The organism is Pseudomonas rhizophila, from assembly GCF_003033885.1.
Taxonomy (GTDB): domain Bacteria; phylum Pseudomonadota; class Gammaproteobacteria; order Pseudomonadales; family Pseudomonadaceae; genus Aquipseudomonas; species Aquipseudomonas rhizophila.
The window spans coordinates 5,684,284-5,705,983 of the sequence record NZ_CP024081.1 but is presented as its reverse complement, the minus strand read 5'-3'; the positions used below and the strand labels follow the sequence as shown (position 1 = coordinate 5,705,983).

General features: G+C 60.9%; 18 protein-coding genes. 13 read left to right on the top strand and 5 right to left on the bottom strand.

The features are described from left to right. Positions 1 to 83: 83 nt before the first annotated feature. Positions 84 to 1,535 carry an alanine/glycine:cation symporter family protein gene (locus tag CRX69_RS26440; RefSeq protein ID WP_047226715.1) on the bottom strand — a complete coding sequence of 484 codons (1,452 nt, stop codon included), beginning with the start codon at positions 1,533 to 1,535 and terminating at the stop codon, positions 84 to 86. 492 nt (positions 1,536 to 2,027) lie between these two features. Then, positions 2,028 to 3,452, bottom strand: coding sequence for an aspartate ammonia-lyase (aspA, locus tag CRX69_RS26435; RefSeq protein ID WP_025216214.1), 1,425 nt, complete (start codon positions 3,450 to 3,452; stop codon positions 2,028 to 2,030). A 181-nt stretch (positions 3,453 to 3,633) separates the two neighbouring features. Here aspA and CRX69_RS26430 point away from each other — a divergent pair, with 181 nt between their 5' ends. The 5 genes from CRX69_RS26430 (at position 3,634) to CRX69_RS26405 (ending at position 7,449) form a co-directional block, all read left to right on the top strand. After that, positions 3,634 to 4,551: a LysR substrate-binding domain-containing protein gene (locus tag CRX69_RS26430; protein ID WP_047226716.1), complete on the top strand. Its 918-nt coding sequence runs from the start codon at positions 3,634 to 3,636 to the stop codon at positions 4,549 to 4,551. Between the two features lie 335 nt (positions 4,552 to 4,886). Beyond that, positions 4,887 to 5,378 carry a 5-(carboxyamino)imidazole ribonucleotide mutase gene (gene purE, locus CRX69_RS26420; RefSeq protein ID WP_003196369.1) on the top strand — a complete coding sequence of 164 codons (492 nt, stop codon included), beginning with the start codon at positions 4,887 to 4,889 and terminating at the stop codon, positions 5,376 to 5,378. A 12-nt stretch (positions 5,379 to 5,390) separates the two neighbouring features. Beyond that, entirely contained in the window at positions 5,391 to 6,476 is a 1,086-nt protein-coding gene (locus tag CRX69_RS26415) for a 5-(carboxyamino)imidazole ribonucleotide synthase (protein WP_047226717.1), read from the top strand. A 103-nt stretch (positions 6,477 to 6,579) separates the two neighbouring features. Then, positions 6,580 to 6,825 (top strand): GlsB/YeaQ/YmgE family stress response membrane protein, encoded by a 246-nt coding sequence (locus tag CRX69_RS26410; protein WP_039593587.1) that lies wholly within the window; start codon positions 6,580 to 6,582, stop codon positions 6,823 to 6,825. 87 nt (positions 6,826 to 6,912) lie between these two features. Further along, entirely contained in the window at positions 6,913 to 7,449 is a 537-nt protein-coding gene (locus CRX69_RS26405) for a DUF3299 domain-containing protein (protein WP_107323137.1), read from the top strand. A 133-nt stretch (positions 7,450 to 7,582) separates the two neighbouring features. Here CRX69_RS26405 and CRX69_RS26400 read toward each other — a convergent pair whose 3' ends face one another. Next, the gene (locus CRX69_RS26400; protein WP_047226719.1) at positions 7,583 to 8,482 is read right to left on the bottom strand and encodes a D-hexose-6-phosphate mutarotase; all 900 of its coding nucleotides are present in this window, start codon (positions 8,480 to 8,482) and stop codon (positions 7,583 to 7,585) included. A 57-nt stretch (positions 8,483 to 8,539) separates the two neighbouring features. Further along, a complete protein-coding gene (locus tag CRX69_RS26395; RefSeq protein ID WP_003177184.1) occupies positions 8,540 to 8,944 on the bottom strand; it encodes an acyl-CoA thioesterase in 405 nt (134 codons plus the stop codon). Between the two features lie 362 nt (positions 8,945 to 9,306). Between CRX69_RS26395 and CRX69_RS26390 the strand changes: the two genes are divergently transcribed. The 8 genes from CRX69_RS26390 (at position 9,307) to CRX69_RS26355 (ending at position 20,143) form a co-directional block, all read left to right on the top strand. Beyond that, complete coding sequence (locus CRX69_RS26390; protein ID WP_047226720.1) at positions 9,307 to 10,605, top strand: MFS transporter; 1,299 nt, start codon at positions 9,307 to 9,309, stop codon at positions 10,603 to 10,605. Positions 10,606 to 10,835: 230 nt separating this feature from the next. After that, on the top strand, positions 10,836 to 11,834 hold the full coding sequence (locus CRX69_RS26385; RefSeq protein ID WP_076383209.1) for a phosphate ABC transporter substrate-binding protein PstS family protein: 999 nt from the start codon (positions 10,836 to 10,838) through the stop codon (positions 11,832 to 11,834). A gap of 467 nt (positions 11,835 to 12,301) precedes the next feature. Continuing rightward, on the top strand, positions 12,302 to 14,335 hold the full coding sequence (locus CRX69_RS26380; RefSeq protein ID WP_172833810.1) for an ABC transporter permease subunit: 2,034 nt from the start codon (positions 12,302 to 12,304) through the stop codon (positions 14,333 to 14,335). Between the two features lie 15 nt (positions 14,336 to 14,350). Next, positions 14,351 to 16,021, top strand: coding sequence for a phosphate ABC transporter permease PstA (pstA, locus tag CRX69_RS26375; RefSeq protein WP_047226723.1), 1,671 nt, complete (start codon positions 14,351 to 14,353; stop codon positions 16,019 to 16,021). Between the two features lie 139 nt (positions 16,022 to 16,160). Then, on the top strand, positions 16,161 to 16,994 hold the full coding sequence (gene pstB, locus CRX69_RS26370; RefSeq protein ID WP_047226724.1) for a phosphate ABC transporter ATP-binding protein PstB: 834 nt from the start codon (positions 16,161 to 16,163) through the stop codon (positions 16,992 to 16,994). Between the two features lie 121 nt (positions 16,995 to 17,115). Further along, on the top strand, positions 17,116 to 17,877 hold the full coding sequence (gene phoU / locus CRX69_RS26365) for a phosphate signaling complex protein PhoU (protein WP_047226725.1): 762 nt from the start codon (positions 17,116 to 17,118) through the stop codon (positions 17,875 to 17,877). A gap of 169 nt (positions 17,878 to 18,046) precedes the next feature. Then, positions 18,047 to 19,009, top strand: coding sequence for a response regulator (locus CRX69_RS26360; protein ID WP_047226726.1), 963 nt, complete (start codon positions 18,047 to 18,049; stop codon positions 19,007 to 19,009). A gap of 237 nt (positions 19,010 to 19,246) precedes the next feature. Further along, positions 19,247 to 20,143, top strand: a complete 897-nt coding sequence (locus CRX69_RS26355; RefSeq protein ID WP_107323136.1) for a peptidoglycan DD-metalloendopeptidase family protein — start codon at positions 19,247 to 19,249, stop codon at positions 20,141 to 20,143. A 181-nt stretch (positions 20,144 to 20,324) separates the two neighbouring features. On the opposite strand, the gene CRX69_RS26350 is transcribed toward CRX69_RS26355, so the two are convergent. Continuing rightward, positions 20,325 to 21,665 (bottom strand): hemolysin family protein, encoded by a 1,341-nt coding sequence (locus tag CRX69_RS26350; RefSeq protein WP_076383211.1) that lies wholly within the window; start codon positions 21,663 to 21,665, stop codon positions 20,325 to 20,327. Positions 21,666 to 21,700 lie beyond the last annotated feature (35 nt).

Below are 21,700 nucleotides of genomic sequence, written 5' to 3'. Positions count from 1 at the left end.
CATAAGGTCGAGCATGACGCCGACCTTACGCTGTGTCACGCCGGGCGCAGAGGGTGCGCCCGGTTTTTCCAACAGCCTACCGATCAGCGTTGCGCGGCGGCCACGCCTGCCGAAGCCTTTCCAGGCGCGGCTACCGGTGCCGAAGGGTTGGCTGGCCAGGCCTTGCGGTCCAGATCCAGGTCCGGGAACTTGCTGGAATCGAAAACCGGAACCTTGATGCCGGCCGAACGCTGGTCATCGTAGTCACGCAGGATGCGCATGCCGACCTTGAACAGCAGGAACAGCGCGATCAGGTTCACGAACGCCAGCAGGGTCATGGTGATGTCGGCGAAGGCGAACACGGTGCCGAGGTTCTCGATGGCACCCCAGAAGATCAACACCAGTACCAGGGTGCGGTAGCCGATCAGCACCTTGCGGTTTTCGCCGACCATGAAGCGCAGGTTGTTCTCGCCCAGGTAGTAGTTGTAGAGGATCGAGGTAAACACGAATAGCGACAGGGCCACGGAGATGAATACCCGCCCCCAGTCACCCACCACGGCGGCGAGGGAGTTCTGGGTCAGGGCAATACCGTCACCTTCGAAGCCCGGGGTGTAGAAGCCCGACAGCAGGATCAGCAGCGCGGTGCAGGTGCAGATCAGAAAGGTGTCGAGGAACACGCTGAACGCCTGAATCACACCCTGAGCCACCGGGTGCTCGACCGAGGCCACGGCGGCGACGTTTGGCGCACTGCCCAGGCCCGCTTCGTTGGCGAACACGCCACGCTTGACGCCCATGACGATGGCGCTGCCGATCAGGCCGCCAAAGGCCTGGTCAAGGCCGAAGGCGCTTTTGACGATGGTGGTCAGCATGGCCGGCACCTGATCGAACTGCAGCACGATCACGTAGAGGGTGACGCCGATGTACGCCAGGGTTTTGACCGGCACCAGCAGGTCAGCGACCTTGGCGATGCGCTTGATTCCACCGATGAACACCAGGCCCAACAGCACCGCCAGGCCAATGCCTGTGTAGGTGGTGTCGAAACCGAAAGCGTTGTTCAGCGAGTGAGTCACGGCATGGGCCTGCAGGCCGTTGAAGGCGAAGCCGAAGGTGATCAGCAGCAGGAACGCCATGATCATGCCCAGCCAGCGCTTCTGCAGGCCGTGCTGGATGTAATAGGACGGGCCACCACGGAATTGGCCTTCGGCGTCGCAGCGCTTGTAGAGCTGGCCGAGGGAACATTCGAAGAAGCTGCTGGACATGCCGACCAGCGCGGTCACCCACATCCAGAACACCGCGCCGGGCCCGCCGAGGGTGACGGCGATGCCGACACCGGCGATGTTGCCCGCGCCGACACGACCGGCCAGGCTGAGCATCAGGGCCTGAAAGGAACTGAGCTGACCGGCGCTGCTTTTGAGGCTGTCACGGAACACCGCGAACATGTGAAAGAAATGACGGAACTGGACGAAACGCGAGCGGATCGTGAAGTAGCTACCGAGCCCGACAATGAGCACGATCAGCACTTTCCCTGAGAGGAAGTCGTTGATGACTTCGAGCATGAGTATTCCTCGCTGTTTTTTGTTTAAGCAAATGCTGGCCATTTGGAAACATCGTGTTACATCGGTCGGTGCGCGGCACGACAGGTGAGGCGATGTTCCGTCCCGGTCCAGATTGCGGGTTTGTTATTAGTTCGGTTTTCGCATGTGTTGGGGGTCTCGTTTCTGACGACCGCTCACGCGAAGAGGGGCGGCACTATACCTACCAGTGCGGCGCCCGTCTGCACGATTGTGGTGCGTGCGACGAAACGGACCTTTGAATCACCTGGCCTCGCGGTCAGGTTCTTGCGGGGGCGAGCCTGCTCGCGATGGCTGGCGACGCGGTTTTTTCAAACGGCAGCGCGTCATCGTTTATCGCGAGCAGGCTCGCTCCTACAGGTTCTCTAATCGTTTGTAGCTATCAGTTAAAAAAAAGGGCTTGGGGAATAAATCCCCAAGCCCTCAAAAGGTGAGAGGTGTCTAGTCCCTCGACCTGGTGAGCAGTCATTGCGTCGATCACGCCTTCAGCGGGACGAGACGCGGAGCAATCATGTTTTCGGGGCGCAGGATGTCGTCGAGCATGGCGTCGTCGAGCAAGCCTTCTTCGCGCACCAGTTCCAGTACGCCGCGGCCGCTTTCCAGCGCAACACGGGCGATACGGGTGGCATTTTCATAGCCGATGTACGGGTTCAGGGCGGTGACCAGGCCGATCGAGTGCTCGACCAGTTCGCGGCAGCGCGCTTCGTTGGCGGTGATGCCGACGATGCAGTGTTCGCGCAGCATGTCCATGGCCCGTTGCAGCAGGCGGATCGAGTCGAAGATCTTGAAAGCGATCAACGGCTCCATCACGTTCAATTGCAGTTGCCCGCCTTCGGCCGCGATGGTCAGGGCCAGGTCGTTGCCGATGATCTGGAACGCTACCTGGTTGACCGCTTCGGGGATCACCGGGTTGACCTTACCCGGCATGATCGAGCTGCCTGGCTGGCGAGCCGGCAGGTTGATCTCGTTGATGCCGGTGCGAGGACCGCTGGACAGCAGGCGCAGGTCGTTGCAAATCTTCGACAGCTTGACCGCGGTGCGCTTGAGCATGCCGGAGAACAGTACGAAGGCACCCATGTCGGACGTGGCTTCGATCAGGTCGGCGGCCGGTACCAGCGGCTGGCCGCTGATGGTTGCCAGGCGCTGCACGGCCAGGGCCTGATAGCGCGGATCGGCGTTGATGCCGGTGCCGATGGCGGTACCGCCCAGGTTTACTTCGGTGAGCAGTTCAGGCGCCAGGGTTTTGAGGCGTGCCAGGTCTTCGCTCAGGGTGGTGGCGAAGGCGCGGAATTCCTGGCCGAGGGTCATCGGCACAGCGTCCTGCAGTTGGGTGCGGCCCATTTTCAGGACGTGGCTGAACTCTTCACCCTTGGCGGCAAAGGCTTGGATCAGGCTGTCGAGGCTGGCCAGCAACGCGTCGTGACCCAACAGCAGACCCAGGCGAATCGCGGTCGGATAGGCGTCGTTGGTGGACTGCGCCATGTTCACGTCGTTGTTGGGGTGCAGGTACTGGTATTCGCCTTTGTTGTGGCCCATGGCCTCCAACGCAATGTTGGCGATGACTTCGTTGGCATTCATGTTGGTTGAAGTGCCAGCGCCGCCCTGGATCATGTCCACCACGAACTCTTCGTGGAAATCGCCGCGGATCAGTCGTGCACAGGCTTCGCTGATAGCGGCGTGCTTGGCTTCGCTGAGTTGGCCCAGCTCGCGGTTGGCATCAGCGGCGGCCTGTTTGACCATTGCCAGACCGACCACCAGCTTGGGGTAATGCGAGATCGGGACGCCGGAGAGACGGAAGTTGTTCACCGCTCGCAGGGTCTGGATGCCGTAATACGCTTGCGCCGGTACTTCAAGTACGCCAAGCAGGTCTTTTTCTGTGCGGAATGATGCAGCGGAAGACATGATAGAAATCATCTCGATAAGGACCCGGTCTGAGCCGGAACGCTGTGAATCCTAGGCTTTCAGAAAAATTAGGGCCAATGCTGTTAAACACTGCCCTATGCACATTCGGCATAATGCGGGTGTGACGCCGACGGTACGGCGAGCGTGTGACCTGTTTTGGTGCGTGCCTTGGGAGGACGTGATGAATCTAGAAAGCAAATGGCTCGAGGACTTCAGTGCCCTGGCCGCGACTCGCAGTTTTTCCCAGGCGGCCGAACGGCGCTTCGTGACGCAACCGGCCTTCAGCCGACGCATCCGCAGCCTCGAAGCGGCGCTGGGGCTGACCCTGGTCAACCGCTCTCGCACACCGATCGAACTGACAGCAGCGGGGCAGTTGTTCCTGGTGACGGCGCGCACCGTGGTCGAGCAACTGGGTGAAGTGCTGCGTCATCTGCACCATCTGGAAGGCGGGCAGGGCGAAGTGATGCAAGTGGCGGCCGCGCACTCCCTGGCGCTGGGCTTCTTCCCGCGCTGGATCGCACAACTGCGCAACGAAGGCCTGAACATCGCCACGCGGCTGGTGGCGACCAACGTCGGCGACGCCGTGCATGCGTTGCGTGAAGGGGGTTGCGATCTGATGCTGGCCTTCTATGACCCGGATTCGGCCATGCAAATGGACCCGGAGATTTTCCCCTCGCTGCACTTGGGCCAGACCGAAATGCTGCCGGTGTGTGCCGCCGATGCTGAGGGCAAACCGCTGTTTGACCTTGAAGGCGAGGCCAGCGTGCCCTTGCTGGCCTACAGCGCCGGTGCATTTCTCGGACGCTCGGTGAACCAGTTGCTGCGCCAGCGGGCCCTGCGTTTCACCACGGTTTACGAAACGGCCATGGCCGACAGCCTCAAAAGCATGGCGCTGGAGGGCCTGGGTATCGCCTGGGTGCCACAACTGAGCGTGCGTGCCGAACTGGCCCGAGGCGAACTGGTGGTCTGCGGCGGCGCGCAATGGCACGTGCCCCTGGAAATCCGCCTGTATCGCTGCGCGCTGGTGCGCAAGGCCAACGTGCGCTTGTTGTGGCGCAAGCTCGAGGGCGGCGCGGCGCAAGGCGTGACTGGCACCTGATACCACGAAGATCCTCTGTCGGAGCGAGCCTGCTCGCGATAGCGGTGTGTCAGGCAACGATGATGTTAAATGTCAGTCCGCTATCGCGAGCAAGCCCGTTCCCACAGGGGAATTGTGGTGCTTTTTCGCTGACCTGAGAGTCAATAAAACCGCCGTTTAACCACAAATGACAGATGGTCGCGACAGGGGCTGTTTATCTATTTCATTGAGGTATACTGCGCGGCCTTCGGCCGGTCCAGATCGGCCATAATTCGTACAACAAGCCACGCCGGTTTCCTGCGTGGCTTGTTGTTTTTTGACGCGCCTGCGGGCGCCCAGAGAGAAGAGGCACGACGATGAGTGCACTGGTTGGCGTGATCATGGGCTCCAAGTCCGATTGGTCCACCCTTAGCCACACCGCCGATATGCTGGAAAAGCTCGGCATCCCTTACGAGGTGAAAGTGGTCTCCGCCCACCGCACCCCGGACCTGCTGTTCCAGTACGCCGAAGAGGCTGAGGCGCGTGGCATCGAGGTGATCATCGCCGGTGCCGGTGGCGCGGCCCACCTGCCAGGCATGTGTGCGGCCAAGACTCACCTGCCGGTGCTGGGCGTGCCGGTGCAGTCGTCGATGCTCTCGGGCGTCGATTCGCTGCTGTCGATCGTGCAGATGCCGGCCGGCATTCCGGTCGCGACCCTGGCCATCGGCAAGGCCGGTGCGATCAACGCGGCCCTGCTGTCGGCGAGCATCCTGGGCGCCAAGCACCCACAATTTCATACCGTGCTGAAAAAATTCCGTGCTGAGCAGACAGACAGCGTCCTGGACAATCCAGACCCACGCATTGCCTGAGGTGGTTGACGAATGAAGATCGGTGTAATCGGTGGCGGCCAGTTGGGTCGCATGTTGGCCCTGGCGGGAACGCCGCTGGGAATGAACTTCGCTTTCCTCGATCCGGCGCCGGACGCCTGCGCCAGCGCGCTGGGTGAACACCTGCGGGCCGACTACGGTGATCAGGACCATTTGCGCCAACTGGCCGATGAAGTCGATCTGGTGACCTTCGAGTTCGAGAGCGTCCCGGCCGAAACCGTTGCCTTCCTGTCCCAGTTCGTCCCGGTCTACCCGAGTGCCGAAGCCTTGCGCATCGCCCGCGACCGCTGGTTCGAAAAGAACATGTTCAAGGACCTGGGCATCCCTACACCCGCGTTCGCCGACATCCAGTCCCAGGCCGACCTGGAAGCCGCCGTTGCTTCCATCGGCCTGCCGGCCGTCCTCAAGACTCGCACCCTGGGCTACGACGGCAAGGGCCAGAAAGTCCTGCGCAATCCTGAGGATGTGGCCGGCACGTTCGCCGAGCTGGGCAGCGTGGCCTGCCTGCTGGAAGGTTTTGTACCGTTCACCGGGGAAGTCTCGTTGATCGCCGTGCGGGCTCGCGACGGGGAAATCCGTTTCTATCCGCTGGTGCACAACACCCACAAGGACGGCATTCTCAAGCTGTCCGTTGCCAGCACCGATCATCCGCTGCAGGCCCTGGCCGAGGACTACTCCAGCCGTGTGCTCAAGCAACTGGACTATGTCGGCGTGATGGCGTTCGAGTTCTTTGAAGTGGACGGCGGCCTCAAGGCCAATGAAATCGCCCCGCGCGTGCACAACTCCGGGCACTGGACCACCGAAGGCGCCGAGTGCAGCCAGTTTGAAAACCACCTGCGGGCGGTGGCCGGGCTGCCGCTGGGCTCGACCGCCAAAGTCGGCGAAAGCGCGATGCTCAATTTCATCGGCAAGGTGCCGGACAGCGAGAAAGTCCTGGCGATTGCCGATTGCCACCTGCATCACTATGGCAAGGCGTTCAAGGCCGGGCGCAAGGTCGGTCACGCCAACCTGCGCTGCGCTGACCGGGCCACGCTGGCCCAGCAGATCATCAAGGTCGAGACACTGATCGCCGAACAATAGTCTTCAGTGTCGGTGGAACCATTGGTCGGCTAACTTCTCTGATGGCTAGGTGCCAAAGCCCGAACGGGCTTTGGTCTAGCGACTTACCTCAGAGGGAAATGCCATGGGAATCATTGGAACCATCTTTATCGGCTTGATCGTGGGCCTGCTGGCGCGCTTCCTGAAGCCGGGCGATGACAGCATGGGCTGGATCATGACCATCCTGCTCGGTATCGGCGGTTCGTTGGCAGCCACTTACGGCGGCCAGGCCCTGGGCATCTACCAGGCTGGCGAAGGCGCCGGTTTCATCGGTGCCCTGGTGGGCGCGGTGGTGTTGCTGGTGATCTACGGTCTGATCAAAAGAAACTGATTCTGTGACAAAGCCCCCTCTGCGTTGGCGCGCAGGGAGGGCTAGAATGCCCGGCGTCGTACTTCCTACTTATTGCCGAGCTCATTCATGCGCCGTTTAGTCTTGACCCTCCTTCTGCTGGGCAGCGGCCTGGCCCACGCCGCCGAACTGCCGGAAACCGACTGGCTCGAACTGATGCCCAAGTCGGATCAGAAAGCCCTCGAGGCCATGCCCGAGATTGACCACAACACCCCCGAAGCCAGCGGCACCTTCACCGAAAAAGGTGGCTTGAAACAAAGCAAGGGCTTACCGGCGGTGATGTATTCGAGCAAGACCGTGGCGTCGATGAACGACCGGCATATCCGCCTGGGCGGCTACCCGGTGCCGCTGGAGTCCGACGCCAAGGGCCGCAGCACGCTGTTCTTCCTGGTGCCTTACCCCGGCGCCTGCATTCACGTCCCGCCACCACCGCCCAATCAACTGATACTGGTGCGCTATCCCAAGGGTTTGAAGCTGGACGACATCTACACACCGCTCTGGGTGACCGGCACGCTGAAGATCGAAAAGGTCGACAACGACCTGGCCAGCGCGGCGTACGCGCTGGAAGCGGAAAAGGTGAGGGTGGTGCAGGAGGCGGATCTGTAACGGCCGGCTGGCCTGATACAAATCCCAATGTGGGAGCGAGCCTGCTCGCGAAGCGGTGGGTCAGTCTCAACGATATTGACGGTCAGTCCGCTATCGCGAGCAGGCTCGCTCCCACAAAGTTTTGTGGTGTGGCTTAGAGCGGCTTGCTACCGATGCTCACCCCGAGGGTATGACTGGCCTGCGGCAACAGCGTTACCACATCGTCCATCACATTCGCCGTCTCGATACACAGCATGCGCTGCCAGCCATCGTCGGCCATGTCGCTGAAGGCCTTGGCGCGTTCGGTCCAGGGGTTCCAGATCACCGCCGAGCGTGAACCGCTGCTGGTCAGTTCGATGCGTCGTTCCCAGTGCGGGTCAACGATGCTCAGCTTCGCTGGGGTATCGAGATAGATGCGATCAGTCTCGCCGGCAAAGTGCAGATCGCCGGCCTGGGTCACGGTATTCCAGTCGTCCAGTGTTTCGATATAACGCAAGCCATCCACGCCTTCGACATGCACGTTGCGCACGTCACTGACAGCGAAGTAACTGTGCAGCGCCTGGCTCAGGCTGACGGTTTCGCTGCCGCGGTTATGGCTGGTGAGGTGGATGTGCAACTGCTCGTCCATCACGATAGTCAGCGTCAGGTCCACCTGATGGGGCCAGCCCGAGAGGCCGTTTTCGGGGTAGGGCAGCACGAATTCCACTTTCAGGCTCTCGCCCTGGGCTTCGATGCCCTTGAGCTCCCAATCCATGGCCCGCACCAGGCCGTGAGCGGTGGCCGGATCGTTGCTCACGCGCATGGCCTGCACGCTGTCGGGGTTGCGCGTCAGGTTGCCGAACCACGGCCAGCACACCGGCACCCCGGCACGGATGCTCTTGCCCGCCTTGAACGTTGCCTGGTCGTTGAGCCAGATCAGCGGCGGCTGGCCGTCGACCTGATAGCTGAGGATGTGCGCGCCTTGCTGGGCCACCAGCAACTCGGCCTGACCGTGGCGGATGCGCCAGCCGTTCAGTTCATCCAGTTTGACGGCTTCGACATGGGGCGTAGGCATACTGCAAGTCTCGCTCAGGAACATGAACTGCAATGGACCGCAAAACGGCCCCCGTGTTTAACGGGCGCGCGGCGGAACCGAGCGGGTACGGCCACTGCCATCGATGGCGACGAACACAAACACCGCCTCGGTGACCTTGCGCCATTCGCTGGACAGCGGATCGTCACTCCAGACCTCGACCATCATCTGGATCGAACTGCGGCCGATCTCCAGCGCCTGGGTATAAAAAGACAGCTGGGCACCCACGGCCACCGGCACCAGAAATGCCATGCGGTCGATCGCCACGGTGGCCACGCGTCCACCGGCCACTTTGCTGGCCATGGCCGTGCCGGCCAAGTCCATCTGGGAAACCAGCCAGCCGCCGAAAATATCGCCAAAGCCGTTGGTTTCGCGGGGAAGCGCGGTGATTTGCAGGGCCAGGTCGCCTTGCGGGATTGGATCTTCCTGTTCGAGCTCTATCATGCCGGGGGTGCCTCTGACCCGTAACTCTGTCTTATGTATCAGGTGAATAGCCGTCTTTGAAAAAAACGATTCAGCCCGAACATGCGTTCGTCACGTTTTTCGTAAAGGCGTGCCAAAGGGAAACTCTGCGAAACCGGCTGGCAGGTTACTACGCCACCAACGACGTTTTCGCACAGCAACCCCTTACAGAGTGTTGCAAGGTTGCGAGTATATCGAGCGATAGACGTCGAGACGACCACCCGGTTCCGATTTTGACTGTCAATTACGCACCTCTATGTGCTTTTTTGAACAATTTGCTATCGTGCCGAGCCTGCCCACCGTTGTCCGGGGTTGCAGAACTGACTATAAGAGAAGCCCTTGCCATGACCACTGCGCCTTCGAGCACGGCGACACCCGTTCAATCGGCTCGTCCGTTGACCCGTAACGATTACAAGACCCTGTCGCTTTCTGCCTTGGGCGGTGCGCTGGAGTTCTACGATTTCATCATTTTCGTGTTCTTCGCCACCGTGGTTGGCAAATTGTTCTTCCCCGCCGAAATGCCTGAGTGGCTGCGCTTGATGCAGACGTTCGGCATTTTTGCCGCCGGTTATCTGGCCCGGCCGCTGGGCGGGATCATCATGGCTCACTTCGGTGACCTGCTGGGACGCAAGAAAATGTTCACCTTGAGCATTTTCATGATGGCCGTGCCGACCCTCATCATGGGATTGCTGCCGACCTATGCCCAGATCGGCATGTGGGCGCCGATTCTGCTGTTGCTGATGCGCGTGATCCAGGGCGCGGCCATTGGTGGTGAGGTGCCGGGAGCCTGGGTGTTCGTTTCCGAGCACGTTCCGGCGCGCCACATCGGCTACGCCTGCGGCACGCTGACGTGTGGCCTGACCGTGGGGATTTTGCTGGGTTCGTTGGTGGCCACGGCCATCAACAGCATCTATACGCCGGTGGAGGTCGCGGATTACGCCTGGCGGATTCCGTTCCTGATGGGGGGTGTGTTCGGCCTGTTCTCGGTGTACCTGCGCCGTTGGCTGCACGAAACCCCGATATTCGCCGAGCTGCAACTGCGCAAGGCCCTGGCTGCGGAAGTACCGTTGCGAGCGGTGCTGCGTGATCATCGTGGCGCCATTGCCCTTTCGATGTTGCTGACCTGGCTGCTGTCGGCCGGCATCATCGTGATCATCCTGATGACCCCGACCGTGCTGCAAACGGTGTATCACTTCAGCCCGACCACCGCGTTGCAGGCCAACAGCCTGGCGATCGTATTCCTGAGCTTTGGCTGCATCGGCTCGGGCGTGCTGGCCGACCGCTTCGGTGCCGGGCGAGTGTTCGTGTTCGGCAGCGCGTTGCTGTTGATCACCTCCTGGACCTTCTACCACAGCCTGTTCAACCACCCCGACTGGCTCTTTCCGCTCTATGCCCTGAGCGGGCTGCTGGTGGGCACCATCGGCGCGGTGCCCTATGTCATGGTCAAGGCGTTTCCGGCCGTGGTGCGCTTCAGCGGCCTGTCGTTCTCCTACAACCTGGCCTATGCAATCTTCGGCGGCCTGACTCCGATGATCGTCACTTTGCTGCTCAAGGAAAGCCCGATGGGGCCGGCCTATTACGTGGCGGTTATCTGCGGTATCGGGATTGCGGTGGGGGCGTATCTCTGGAAGGAAGGTCGTTAAGCAGTTATTGACTGTATTGACTTCATCGCGAGCAGGCTCGCTCCCACACCGGATCTGCGTTCACCGCACATCCCCTGTGGGAGCGAGCCTGCTCGCGATTGGGCCTGCGCGATCGTCTTTTAAATCTCAATAATGGCCTTTCATCCAATTGTCATATTTCAGCCATAGAGTGTTCACACGGCTTACCGATACTTGGCCGACTTAACACACCTATCTGCTAGGAGTAAGGCATGAAACTGAAGCGTTTGATGACGGCAATGACCTTTGTCGCCGCTGGCGTTGCGACCGCCCACGCGGTTGCCGCTGTCGACCCAGCCATCCCGAGCTACACCAAGACCACCGGTGTGTCGGGCAACCTGTCCAGCGTCGGCTCCGATACTCTGGCCAACCTGATGACCCTGTGGGCCGAGAACTACAAGAAAGAATACCCGAACGTAAATATCCAGATTCAGGCCGCCGGTTCTTCCACTGCGCCACCTGCTCTGACTGAAGGCACCTCCAACCTGGGCCCGATGAGCCGCAAGATGAAGGACAACGAGCTGCAGGCCTTCGAAACCAAATACGGTTACAAGCCTACTGCTGTTCCAGTGGCCGTGGACGCCCTGGCGGTGTTCGTACACAAGGACAACCCGATCAAAGGCCTGACCATGGCTCAGGTCGATGCAATTTTCTCGTCGACCCGCCTGTGCGGCGCCAAGGCTGACGTCAAGACCTGGGGTGACCTGGGCGTGACCGGTGACCTGGCCAACAAGCCAATCCAGCTGTTCGGTCGTAACTCGGTATCCGGCACCTACGGCTACTTCAAAGAAGAAGCCCTGTGCAAAGGCGACTACAAGTCCAACGTCAATGAACAGCCTGGTTCGGCGTCGGTTGTACAGTCCATCAGCAGCTCGCTCAACGGCGTTGGCTACTCGGGCATCGGCTACAAGACCGCCAGCGTGAAAACCGTTGCTCTTGCCAAGAAAGAAGGCGGCGAGTTCATCGAAGACACCGAAGAAAACACCCTGAACGGCAAGTACCCACTGTCGCGTTTCCTCTACGTTTACATCAACAAGGCTCCGAACAAGCCTCTGGCCCCGCTGGAAGCTGAGTTCCTGAAGCTGGTTCTGTCCAAGCAAGGTCAGGAAGTTGTGGTCAAGGACGGCTACATCCCGCTGCCAGCCAAGGTTGCCGCCAAGGCCCTGGCTGACCTGGGTCTGTCCGAAGGCGGCAACGTCGCCAAGAAGTAACACCTGAGCCCGGGCCACACCCGGGCTTTTGTGGGGGCGAGCTAGCTCGCGATAGCGGTAGGTCAGTCAACATTGAGGTTTGAATGTGATGACCCCATCCCGAGCAAGCCCCCCCACACCCCAATTTCTGTCCGCTGCCGGTATTCACGGGCGGCGGATTTGTTGCGTCACTGCATTGTCATCTTTCTGTCATACAGGATCGCTAGGGTGTGCGCATGAATGATCTGGCCAATTCCACAATGACTACGACTTCCCCTCCCAAGCGCATTGACTTCAATACGCCTGAACTGCAACGCAAGCGCCGTATCCGCGCGCTCAAGGATCGCCTGACCCGCTGGTACGTTCTGGTCGGCGGGCTCGCCGTGCTGGCGGCCATTACCCTGATTTTCTTCTTCCTGGCGTATGTGGTCCTCCCGCTGTTCCAGGGCGCGGACCTGACCTCCAAGGACTCGATTACTCCTGCCTGGATGCAGGACGCCGGCAAACCGCTGATGATCGCCATCGAAGAGCAGAACCAGGTGGCGATGCGGATCTCCGACAAGGGTCAGGCGCTGTTCTTCGACATCGATACCGGAGCAGAGCTGCGTCGTGTCGACCTGCCGGTGCCGGCGGGTGCCAGCGTGACCTCCATCGGCGAAGACCAACCCGGCAGCCCGCTGGTGGTGATCGGTCTGTCCAACGGCCAGGCACTGGTGGTGCGTCATACCTATAAAGTCAGCTATCCGGACGGCAAGAAAACCATTTCGCCGGCCATCGAGTACCCGTACGGCGAAACGCCGATTGTGCTCAACGAGCAGGGCGCGCCGCTGGAGCACGTATCGCTCAACGCCACTGATTCGACCCTGTTGCTCGCCGGTTCCACGGGCGCGCAACTGCAGGTGCTGTCGATCACCAGCGAAGAAAACATGATGACCGGTGAAGTCACCAGCGAGCAGACGCGTATCGATCTGCCGCAGATGACCGAGCCGGTCAAAAACATCTTCGTCGACCCGCGTCAGCAATGGCTGTATGTGGTCAACGGGCGTGCCCAGGCCGATGTGTTCAGCCTGCGGGAAAAGAGCCTCAACGGTCGCTACAAGCTGCTTGAGAACGGCGACGCCCAGGTCACCGCCAGCACCCAATTGGTAGGCGGGATTTCCCTGATCATTGGTGACTCCACAGGTGGCCTGGCTCAGTGGTTCATGGCCCGCGATGCGGACGGTGAGCAACGCCTGAAACAGATTCGTACGTTCCAGATGGGCACTGCGCCGATCGTTGAGATCACCGCCGAGGAACGGCGTAAAGGTTTCGTGGCCTTGGACGCTTCCGGCAAACTCGGCGTGTTCCACAGTACCGCTCACCGCACCTTGCTGGTGGACCAGGTGGTCGACGGCCAGGGCCTGTTCGGCATGTCGCCCCGGGCCAACCGTCTGATCGTGGAGCAAGGCGGCAAGTTGCAACCGTTGCTGCTGGATAACCCGCACCCGGAAGTCTCGTGGAGCGCGTTGTGGGGCAAGGTCTGGTACGAAAACTACGACGAGCCTAAATACGTCTGGCAATCGACTGCGGCCAACACCGATTTCGAACCCAAGATGAGCCTTTCGCCGCTGACCTTCGGCACCCTGAAAGCGGCGTTCTACGCGATGCTGCTGGCTGCGCCGCTGGCGATTGCTGCCGCGATCTACACCGCGTACTTCATGGCCCCGGGCATGCGCCGCAAGGTCAAGCCGGTGATCGAACTGATGGAAGCGATGCCGACGGTGATCCTCGGTTTCTTCGCCGGCCTGTTCCTGGCGCCCTACGTCGAAGGGCACCTGCCAGGTATCTTCAGCCTGCTGATGTTGTTGCCCGTTGGCATCCTGGTGGCCGGTTTCGTCTTCAGCCGCTTGCCTGAGTCCGTGCGCCTGAAGGTGCCAGAGGGCTGGGAAAGCGCGATGCTGATCCCGGTGATCCTGTTCGTGGGCTGGCTCTCGCTGTACATGAGCCCGTACATGGAAGCCTGGTTCTTCGGTGGCGACATGCGCATGTGGATCTCCCATGACCTGGGCATCACCTACGATCAGCGCAACGCCCTGGTAGTCGGCCTGGCGATGGGTTTTGCGGTCATCCCGAACATCTACTCCATCGCTGAAGACGCCGTGTTCAGTGTGCCGCGTGGCCTGACCCTGGGCTCGCTGGCCCTCGGTGCCACGCCGTGGCAGACCATGACCCGCGTGGTGATTCTCACCGCCAGCCCCGGCATCTTCTCGGCGCTGATGATCGGCATGGGCCGTGCGGTCGGTGAAACCATGATCGTGCTGATGGCCACCGGTAACACGCCGGTCATGGAAATGAACCTGTTCGAAGGTCTGCGCACCCTGGCGGCCAACGTGGCGGTGGAAATGCCTGAGTCGGAAGTCGGCGGCAGCCATTACCGCGTGCTGTTCCTGTCGGCACTGGTGCTGCTGCTGTTCACCTTCATCATGAACACCCTCGCCGAGCTGATCCGTCAGCGTCTGCGCAAGAAATATTCGTCGCTTTAAGAAAGGTAGAAGTCTGTGAAACAGAACTCCCTGAAAGGATGGTTCAAGAGCGGCGCCCCCGGCGTCTGGATCAGCGGTGGTGCGGTGTCCATCGCGGTCATCATGACCATTGGCCTGCTGGCAGTGATTGCCGTGCGCGGTCTGGGCCATTTCTGGCCGGCGGACCTGATCCACGCCAGCTACAACGTGCCGGGCATGCCCGCGCATCTGGTTGTAGGCGAAGTGGTGCAGAAGGAATCAGTGCCCCGCGAGCGTCTGAAAAGCGCTGGCCTGCCGGTGCCGGACGAAGGCCCCGAGTTCATGACCCGCGAGTTGATCAAGGTCGGCAACCGGGACCTCAACGGCACGGATTTCACCTGGATCGTCGGTGACTGGCTGACCAACCAGACCACGCCGCCGGAGCTGATGGCCATCGAGCGTCGTGAGTGGGGTAATTTCTACGGCTACCTGGTCAACGTCAAAGAGAACGGCAAGGTCATCGCCGAAGGCGAAGCGGCCTGGCCGGAACTGCAAGCTCGCGTGGCCCGGGTCAACAAACTCGCGGCTGAGCTCAAGACCCTGGAAAAATCCGACATCGGCGCAATCAACGCAGGGCTTGAGCGCATTCGTCTCAAAGGCCGCAAGCTGGAGCTGGAAGGCAAGCTGGACGCTGCTGCACAAGCGGACCTGGACGCTGACCGCGCCGAGCTCGATGCCCGCTACAAAGACATCGAAGCGCGTCTGGGCGACCTGCATTCGCAGTTCAACCGCGACAGCCTGACCGCCCGCGATGCCAATGGCAAAGAACTGGAAATCGAGATCGGCAAAGTGGTGCATGCCTACCAGCCGAACGGCATGGGGACTTTCACCAAGATCGGTTTCTATTTCAGCAAGGTCTGGGAATTCCTCAGCGACGATCCTCGTGAAGCCAACACCGAAGGCGGGATCTTCCCGGCGATTTTCGGCACCGTCATGATGACCCTGATCATGGCGATGGTGGTGACGCCATTCGGTGTGCTGGCAGCGGTGTACCTGCGCGAATACGCTCGCCAGGGACCGATGACCCGCCTGATCCGCATCGCGGTGAACAACCTGGCGGGCGTACCGGCCATCGTCTACGGTGTGTTCGGCCTGGGCTTCTTCGTTTATGTGTTAGGTGGTTCGGTTGACCGGTTGTTCTTCCCCGAAGCCCTGCCGGCACCGACATTCGGTACCCCGGGCCTGCTCTGGGCGTCCCTGACCCTGGCGCTGCTGGCGGTGCCGGTGGTGATCGTCGCCACTGAAGAAGGCCTGGCGCGTATCCCGCGTACTGTGCGCGAAGGCTCCCTGGCCCTGGGCGCGACCAAGGCTGAGACACTGTGGAAAATCGTGCTGCCCATGGCGAGCCCGGCGATGATGACCGGCATGATCCTCGCGGTGGCTCGCGCCGCGGGTGAAGTGGCGCCATTGATGCTGGTAGGCGTGGTGAAACTGGCCCCGTCGCTGCCGCTGGACGGCAACTACCCGTACCTGCACCTGGACCAGAAGATCATGCACCTGGGCTTTCACATCTATGACGTAGGCTTCCAGAGCCCGAACGTCGAAGCGGCGCGACCGCTGGTATACGCCACGGCGCTGTTGCTGGTGCTGGTGATTGCCACGCTCAACCTGTCGGCGGTGTGGATCCGTAACCACCTGCGCGAGAAGTACAAAGCACTCGATAGCTGATTTCACACTGATCTTTTGTGGGAGCGAGCCTGCTCGCGATGGCATCACCTCGGTTTTAAAGCCAAACCGAGTTGCCTGAATCGCGAGCAGGCTCGCTCCCAGACAACCGAACCGAATTTGTTAGCACAGGGAGCCTCCCATGCAACACGAGACACAAGCACGCGGCATCAACATGTCGGCCCTGGGCCGCGACAAGCAGAGCCTGGACCTGGCTCAGGAAACCGTCGCCATCGAAGTGCCCGGCCTGAACCTGTTTTACGGCCAGAAGCAGGCGCTGTACGACGTCAGCCTGAACATCCCGAAGCAGCGCGTCACCGCGTTCATCGGTCCGTCGGGCTGCGGCAAGTCAACCTTGCTGCGCACCTTCAACCGTATGAACGATCTGGTGGACGGCTGCCGCGTCGAGGGCGAAATCAACCTCTACGGCAACGACATCTACCGCAAGGGCGAAGATGTGGCCGAGCTGCGTCGTCGGGTGGGCATGGTGTTCCAGAAGCCTAACCCGTTCCCCAAAACCATCTACGAGAACGTGGTCTACGGCCTGCGCATCCAGGGTATCAACAAAAAGCGCATTCTTGACGAAGCCGTGGAATGGGCGCTCAAGGGCGCGGCGCTGTGGGACGAGGTCAAGGATCGTCTGCACGAATCGGCACTGGGCCTGTCCGGTGGTCAACAGCAACGTCTGGTGATTGCCCGTACCATCGCCGTTGAGCCGGAAGTCTTGTTGCTCGACGAACCTTGCTCGGCCCTGGACCCGATCTCGACCCTGAAAGTCGAAGAGCTGATCTACGAGCTCAAATCCAAATTCACCATCGTCATCGTGACCCACAACATGCAACAGGCGGCGCGGGTTTCCGACTACACCGCCTTCATGTACATGGGCAAACTGGTGGAATTCGGCGACACCGACACCCTGTTTACCAACCCGGCCAAGAAGCAGACCGAGGACTACATCACCGGTCGTTATGGCTAGTCGAGGCCGCTGCAAGCCGCACGTTTGACGCGGCGATACAGAAGCGGTGCGGTATCAGGATCAACATTCAACTGCTTGAAGCTTGCAGCTTGAAGCTTGCAACTTTCGCGGAGCGCACAAGATGATTTCGAAGGAAGGCCTTACTCACCACATTTCCGCACAGTTCAATGCCGAGCTCGAGGAGGTGCGCAGTCACCTGCTGGCCATGGGCGGGCTGGTGGAAAAGCAGGTCAACGACGCGGTGACCGCGCTGATCGAGGCCGACTCCGGCCTGGCCCAGCAAGTGCGCGAGATCGACGACCAGATCAACCAGATGGAGCGCAACATCGACGAAGAGTGCCTGCGCATCCTGGCCCGTCGTCAACCGGCCGCTTCCGACCTTCGCCTGATCATCAGCATCTCCAAGTCGGTGATCGATCTGGAACGAATCGGCGACGAAAGCACCAAGATCGCCCGTCGCGCCATTCAGCTGTGCGAAGAAGGCGAGGCGCCGCGCGGTTACGTCGAAGTTCGTCACATTGGCGACCAGGTGCGCAACATGGTGCGCGACGCACTGGATGCCTTCGCCCGTTTCGACGCCGACCTGGCACTGTCGGTGGCCCAGTATGACAAGATCATCGACCGCGAATACAAGACCGCGCTGCGTGAGCTGGCGACCTACATGATGGAAGACCCGCGCTCCATCTCCCGGGTGCTGAGCATCATCTGGGTGCTGCGTTCTTTGGAGCGTATCGGCGATCATGCGCGCAACATCTCGGAACTTGTGATCTACCTGGTGCGCGGCACCGACGTGCGGCACTTGGGGCTCAAGCGCATGAAGGCCGAAGTGGAGGGCACCTCGTCCGAAACCGCTAATGTTCCGGGCGAAACTGACGATAAGTAAGATTGCCCAAGAAAAGCGCCCGGCCTTCTGGTCGGGCTTTTTTTTGCGGCTTTTTTAATCGAAAGCAGCACCCCGCGAACGAAGAGTCCCGGCGTGACTGAAGGTTTTTTGGCAATATGCCATCAGTAAAAGCGGTATGCTTGCCGGGATTTTTTAGAGGTGTATCTGGATGAGTAAGGTCAGTGTGTTGGTCGTGGACGACGCTTCGTTCATTCGTGACCTGGTGAAGAAGTGCCTGCGCAACTACTTCCCGGGCATCCGCATCGAAGATGCGGTGAACGGTAAGAAAGCCCAATCCCTGCTGGCCCGTGAGGCGTTCGACCTGGTGCTGTGCGATTGGGAAATGCCGGAAATGTCGGGCCTGGAGCTGCTGACCTGGTGCCGCCAGCAGGACAATCTCAAGGGCATGCCGTTTGTGATGGTCACCAGCCGCGGCGACAAGGAAAACGTGGTCCAGGCGATCCAGGCCGGCGTTTCCGGCTACGTCAGCAAGCCGTTCACCAACGAGCAACTGCTGACCAAGGTCAAGCAGGCCCTGCACAAGGTTGGCAAGCTCGATACCCTGATGAACAGCGCTCCGACCAAGATGAACTCGGCGTTCGGCAATGATTCGCTCAGCGCGCTTACCGGCGGCAAGGCGGCTCCGGTTGCGGCGGCGGCTCCGGCGGTCAATCCATTTGCCAAGCCTGCTGTCGTTGCAGCTGCCGCGCCCGCCGCTGTTGCTGCTCCAGCCCGCGGCATGCTCAACAGCCCGCCGGTCAAGGCGCCTTCAGCCTCCACCGCCCCGGCTGGCGCCAACCGTGGTCAGGGCCAGTTGCGCCTCTCCAGCGGCACCCAGCAATGCGTGATCAAGGCCCTGAGCCTCAAGGAAGCGCTGCTGCTGGTCAAACGCACCGACACCCTGCCACAGGTGCTGGAAAGCGCCGTGCTGGACATGGAGCAGGGCGACAACGCCGAAACCGCTCGCCTCAACGGTTACTTGCACGCCATCGTTGCTCACGAGCAGACCCCCGACAGCGAATGGCTGCAACTGACCTTCCGTTTTGTCGATAAAGACCCACAGAAGCTCGACTACATCTCCCGCCTGATTGCCCGCGGTACAGCGCAGAAGCACTTCGTACCTGGCGCCTGATTCGGCGGCGTCCTTCTGTCAGTCATCGCGAGCAGGCTCGCTCCCACAGTGATCTCTGTTGTTCACAAAATTTGTGTCCACAGCAGATCCAGTGTGGGAGCGAGCCTGCTCGCGATGGGGTCACCCGCGGCACTAGAGCCCTATCGGCCTACCCATTTTGAAACATCCGTCGACTACGCTGGTCCATCCAGCTGCTAGGCTGCTGTACAGGCCTTCATTTCGACAGAATTTTTGCCCATGTTTTTGTCCCTGCTGTTTGCCTGTGGTCTTGTCCTGGCCTCCACCTCGGCCGTGGCCATGACGATCTACAAATCCACCGATGCCAATGGCGTGGTGTCCTACAGCGATCGCCCCAGCAAGGGCGCGCAGGTGTTCGTGTTCCGTGATCGCATGGTCGAACGTCTCGAGCGCCAGGTGTTTCTCGATATCAAGAAACAGAAGGGCGCGGACGCGGTGTTCGTGCGCAACGACTTGTACGCGCCGGTGGAGATCGAATTGAGTTTTGCCGGGCTACGCAACGTCAGCGGGGCACCGAGCCGGCCGATCCGGCGGGTGCTGCCGGCGCGCAGTAACCTGCGTCTGGCGCTGCTCACGGCCACGCGCCCCGGAAAGCCTTTGGTGTATACCCCGCGGTTCGAATACTCCCTGGGCGACCCTGCAGGCACGGCGCAGGCTTATCGCTACCCGCTGCCGTGGCGTGGTGGTCCGTTTCGGCTGAGCCAGGGGGCCAACGGTCAATACAGCCACTATGGCCCCAAAAACCGTTATGCCATGGACATCGCCATGCCCGAGGGCACGCCGATCATCGCGGCGCGCGGCGGCGTGGTGGTCAAGACGGAAAATCACCAGACCGGCCGTGGCACCGACCCGTCGGGCAACTTCGTGCGGGTGCTGCACGATGACGGGACCATGGGCGTGTACCTGCACCTGCAAAAAGGCTCGGTGAGCGTGCGGGAAGGGCAACGGGTGATGGTGGGAACGCCGCTGGCGCTGTCGGGCAATACCGGCAACAGTTCAGGTCCGCACCTGCATTTCGTGGTGCAGCGCAATACCGGGTTGGGGCTGGTGTCGATTCCCTACCAGTTCAATCAACCGGTGGGCGACTTGCCCAACTTTGCGTTGGGCAAGCAGTAAGTCCTGAATAGGCAGGGGGCTCTTGTGGCGAGGGGATTTATCCCCGCTGGGGCGCGAAGCGAGCCTCAGCACTGCTAACTCAATTGACCCGTCACCCTGGAATGTCAGCTTTTGGGGCTGCTTCGCAGCCCAGCGGGGATAAATCCCCTCGCCACAGGGGTGTTCAATATCAGGTTGACGCTCAATCGAGCATCAACACCTTCGCCAGAATAATCTTCGGTCCTTTCATCTTCTTGATGATGATCCGCAGGCCTTCGACTTCCAGCACTTCTTCCTCTTCCGGCACGCGCTTGAGGGTTTCATAGACCAGCCCGGCGAGGGTCTCGGCCTCGATGTGGTCCAGGTCGATACCCAGCAGGCGCTCGACCTTGAACAATGGCGTGTCGCCGCGCACGAGCAGCTTGCCCGGCTGATAGGCCAGGATGCCGCGCTCGGCCTTGCGGTGTTCGTCCTGGATGTCGCCCACCAGCACTTCCAGCACGTCTTCCATGGTCAGGTAACCGATGATGTTGCCGTCGGCTTCTTCAACCAGGGCGAAGTGCGAGCCGCCCTTGCGGAACTGCTCCAGCAGCTGCGAGAGCGGCATGTGCCGCGACACGCGCTCCAGTGGGCGGGTGAGTTCGGCCAGGTTGAACGACTCGGGAATGTGATCCAGGGCCGCCAGTTCCAGCAGCAGGTCCTTGATGTGCAGCAGGCCGACGAACTCCTGGCGATCGCTGTCGTACACCGGATAGCGGCTGAACTTGTGGCGACGGAACATCGCCAGGATCTCCTTGAGCGGCGCATTGAACTCCAGCGTCACCAGGTCTTCCCGGGAGTTGGCCCAGTCCACCACTTCCAGCTCGCCCATTTCCACAGCCGAGGCCAGCACACGCATGCCCTGGTCGCTTGGGTCCTGGCCACGGCTGGAGTGCAGGATCAGTTTCAGTTCTTCACGGCTGTAATGGTGCTCGTGATGCGGGCCGGGTTCGCCTTGGCCGGCGATACGCAGGATGGCGTTGGCGCTGGCATTGAGCAGGTAGATCGCCGGGTACATGGCCCAGTAGAACAGGTACAGCGGCACGGCGGTCCACAGCGACAGCAGCTCGGGCTTGCGGATCGCCCAGGATTTGGGCGCCAGCTCACCGACCACGATGTGCAGGTACGAAATGATGAAGAACGCGGTGAAGAACGACACGCCCTTGATCACTTCCGGTGACTCAACGCCGACCGCGCCCAGCAGCGGCTCCAGAACGTGGGCGAACGCCGGCTCACCGACCCAGCCCAGGCCCAGGGAGGCCAGGGTGATACCCAGTTGACAGGCCGACAGGTAAGCATCGAGCTGGCTGTGAACGGTACGCAGGATATGCCCGCGCCAGCCGTTTTTCTCAGCGATGGCCTCGACCCGGGTCGAGCGCAGTTTGACCATGGCAAATTCGGCCGCAACGAAAAAGCCGTTGAGCAGAACCAGGATCAGAGCAAAAAGAATCATGCCGAATTCGGCGAAGAGTGTTGCCAGGGACAAGCCAGGGGAAGGGTCCATGATGGAGTTTTGCGGGTTCCGTATATTCGAAAGGA

Bases quoted from the DNA above. Each gene is read 5' to 3' on its own strand.
- CRX69_RS26440 (WP_047226715.1), bottom strand. From the start codon at position 1,535: ATGCTCGAAGTCATCAACGACTTCCTCTCAGGGAAAGTGCTGATCGTG.
- aspA (WP_025216214.1), bottom strand. From the start codon at position 3,452: ATGTCTTCCGCTGCATCATTCCGCACAGAAAAAGACCTGCTTGGCGTA.
- CRX69_RS26430 (WP_047226716.1), top strand. From the start codon at position 3,634: ATGAATCTAGAAAGCAAATGGCTCGAGGACTTCAGTGCCCTGGCCGCG.
- purE (WP_003196369.1), top strand. From the start codon at position 4,887: ATGAGTGCACTGGTTGGCGTGATCATGGGCTCCAAGTCCGATTGGTCC.
- CRX69_RS26415 (WP_047226717.1), top strand. From the start codon at position 5,391: ATGAAGATCGGTGTAATCGGTGGCGGCCAGTTGGGTCGCATGTTGGCC.
- CRX69_RS26410 (WP_039593587.1), top strand. From the start codon at position 6,580: ATGGGAATCATTGGAACCATCTTTATCGGCTTGATCGTGGGCCTGCTG.
- CRX69_RS26405 (WP_107323137.1), top strand. From the start codon at position 6,913: ATGCGCCGTTTAGTCTTGACCCTCCTTCTGCTGGGCAGCGGCCTGGCC.
- CRX69_RS26400 (WP_047226719.1), bottom strand. From the start codon at position 8,482: ATGCCTACGCCCCATGTCGAAGCCGTCAAACTGGATGAACTGAACGGC.
- CRX69_RS26395 (WP_003177184.1), bottom strand. From the start codon at position 8,944: ATGATAGAGCTCGAACAGGAAGATCCAATCCCGCAAGGCGACCTGGCC.
- CRX69_RS26390 (WP_047226720.1), top strand. From the start codon at position 9,307: ATGACCACTGCGCCTTCGAGCACGGCGACACCCGTTCAATCGGCTCGT.
- CRX69_RS26385 (WP_076383209.1), top strand. From the start codon at position 10,836: ATGAAACTGAAGCGTTTGATGACGGCAATGACCTTTGTCGCCGCTGGC.
- CRX69_RS26380 (WP_172833810.1), top strand. From the start codon at position 12,302: ATGCAGGACGCCGGCAAACCGCTGATGATCGCCATCGAAGAGCAGAAC.
- pstB (WP_047226724.1), top strand. From the start codon at position 16,161: ATGCAACACGAGACACAAGCACGCGGCATCAACATGTCGGCCCTGGGC.
- phoU (WP_047226725.1), top strand. From the start codon at position 17,116: ATGATTTCGAAGGAAGGCCTTACTCACCACATTTCCGCACAGTTCAAT.
- CRX69_RS26360 (WP_047226726.1), top strand. From the start codon at position 18,047: ATGAGTAAGGTCAGTGTGTTGGTCGTGGACGACGCTTCGTTCATTCGT.
- CRX69_RS26355 (WP_107323136.1), top strand. From the start codon at position 19,247: ATGTTTTTGTCCCTGCTGTTTGCCTGTGGTCTTGTCCTGGCCTCCACC.
- CRX69_RS26350 (WP_076383211.1), bottom strand. From the start codon at position 21,665: ATGGACCCTTCCCCTGGCTTGTCCCTGGCAACACTCTTCGCCGAATTC.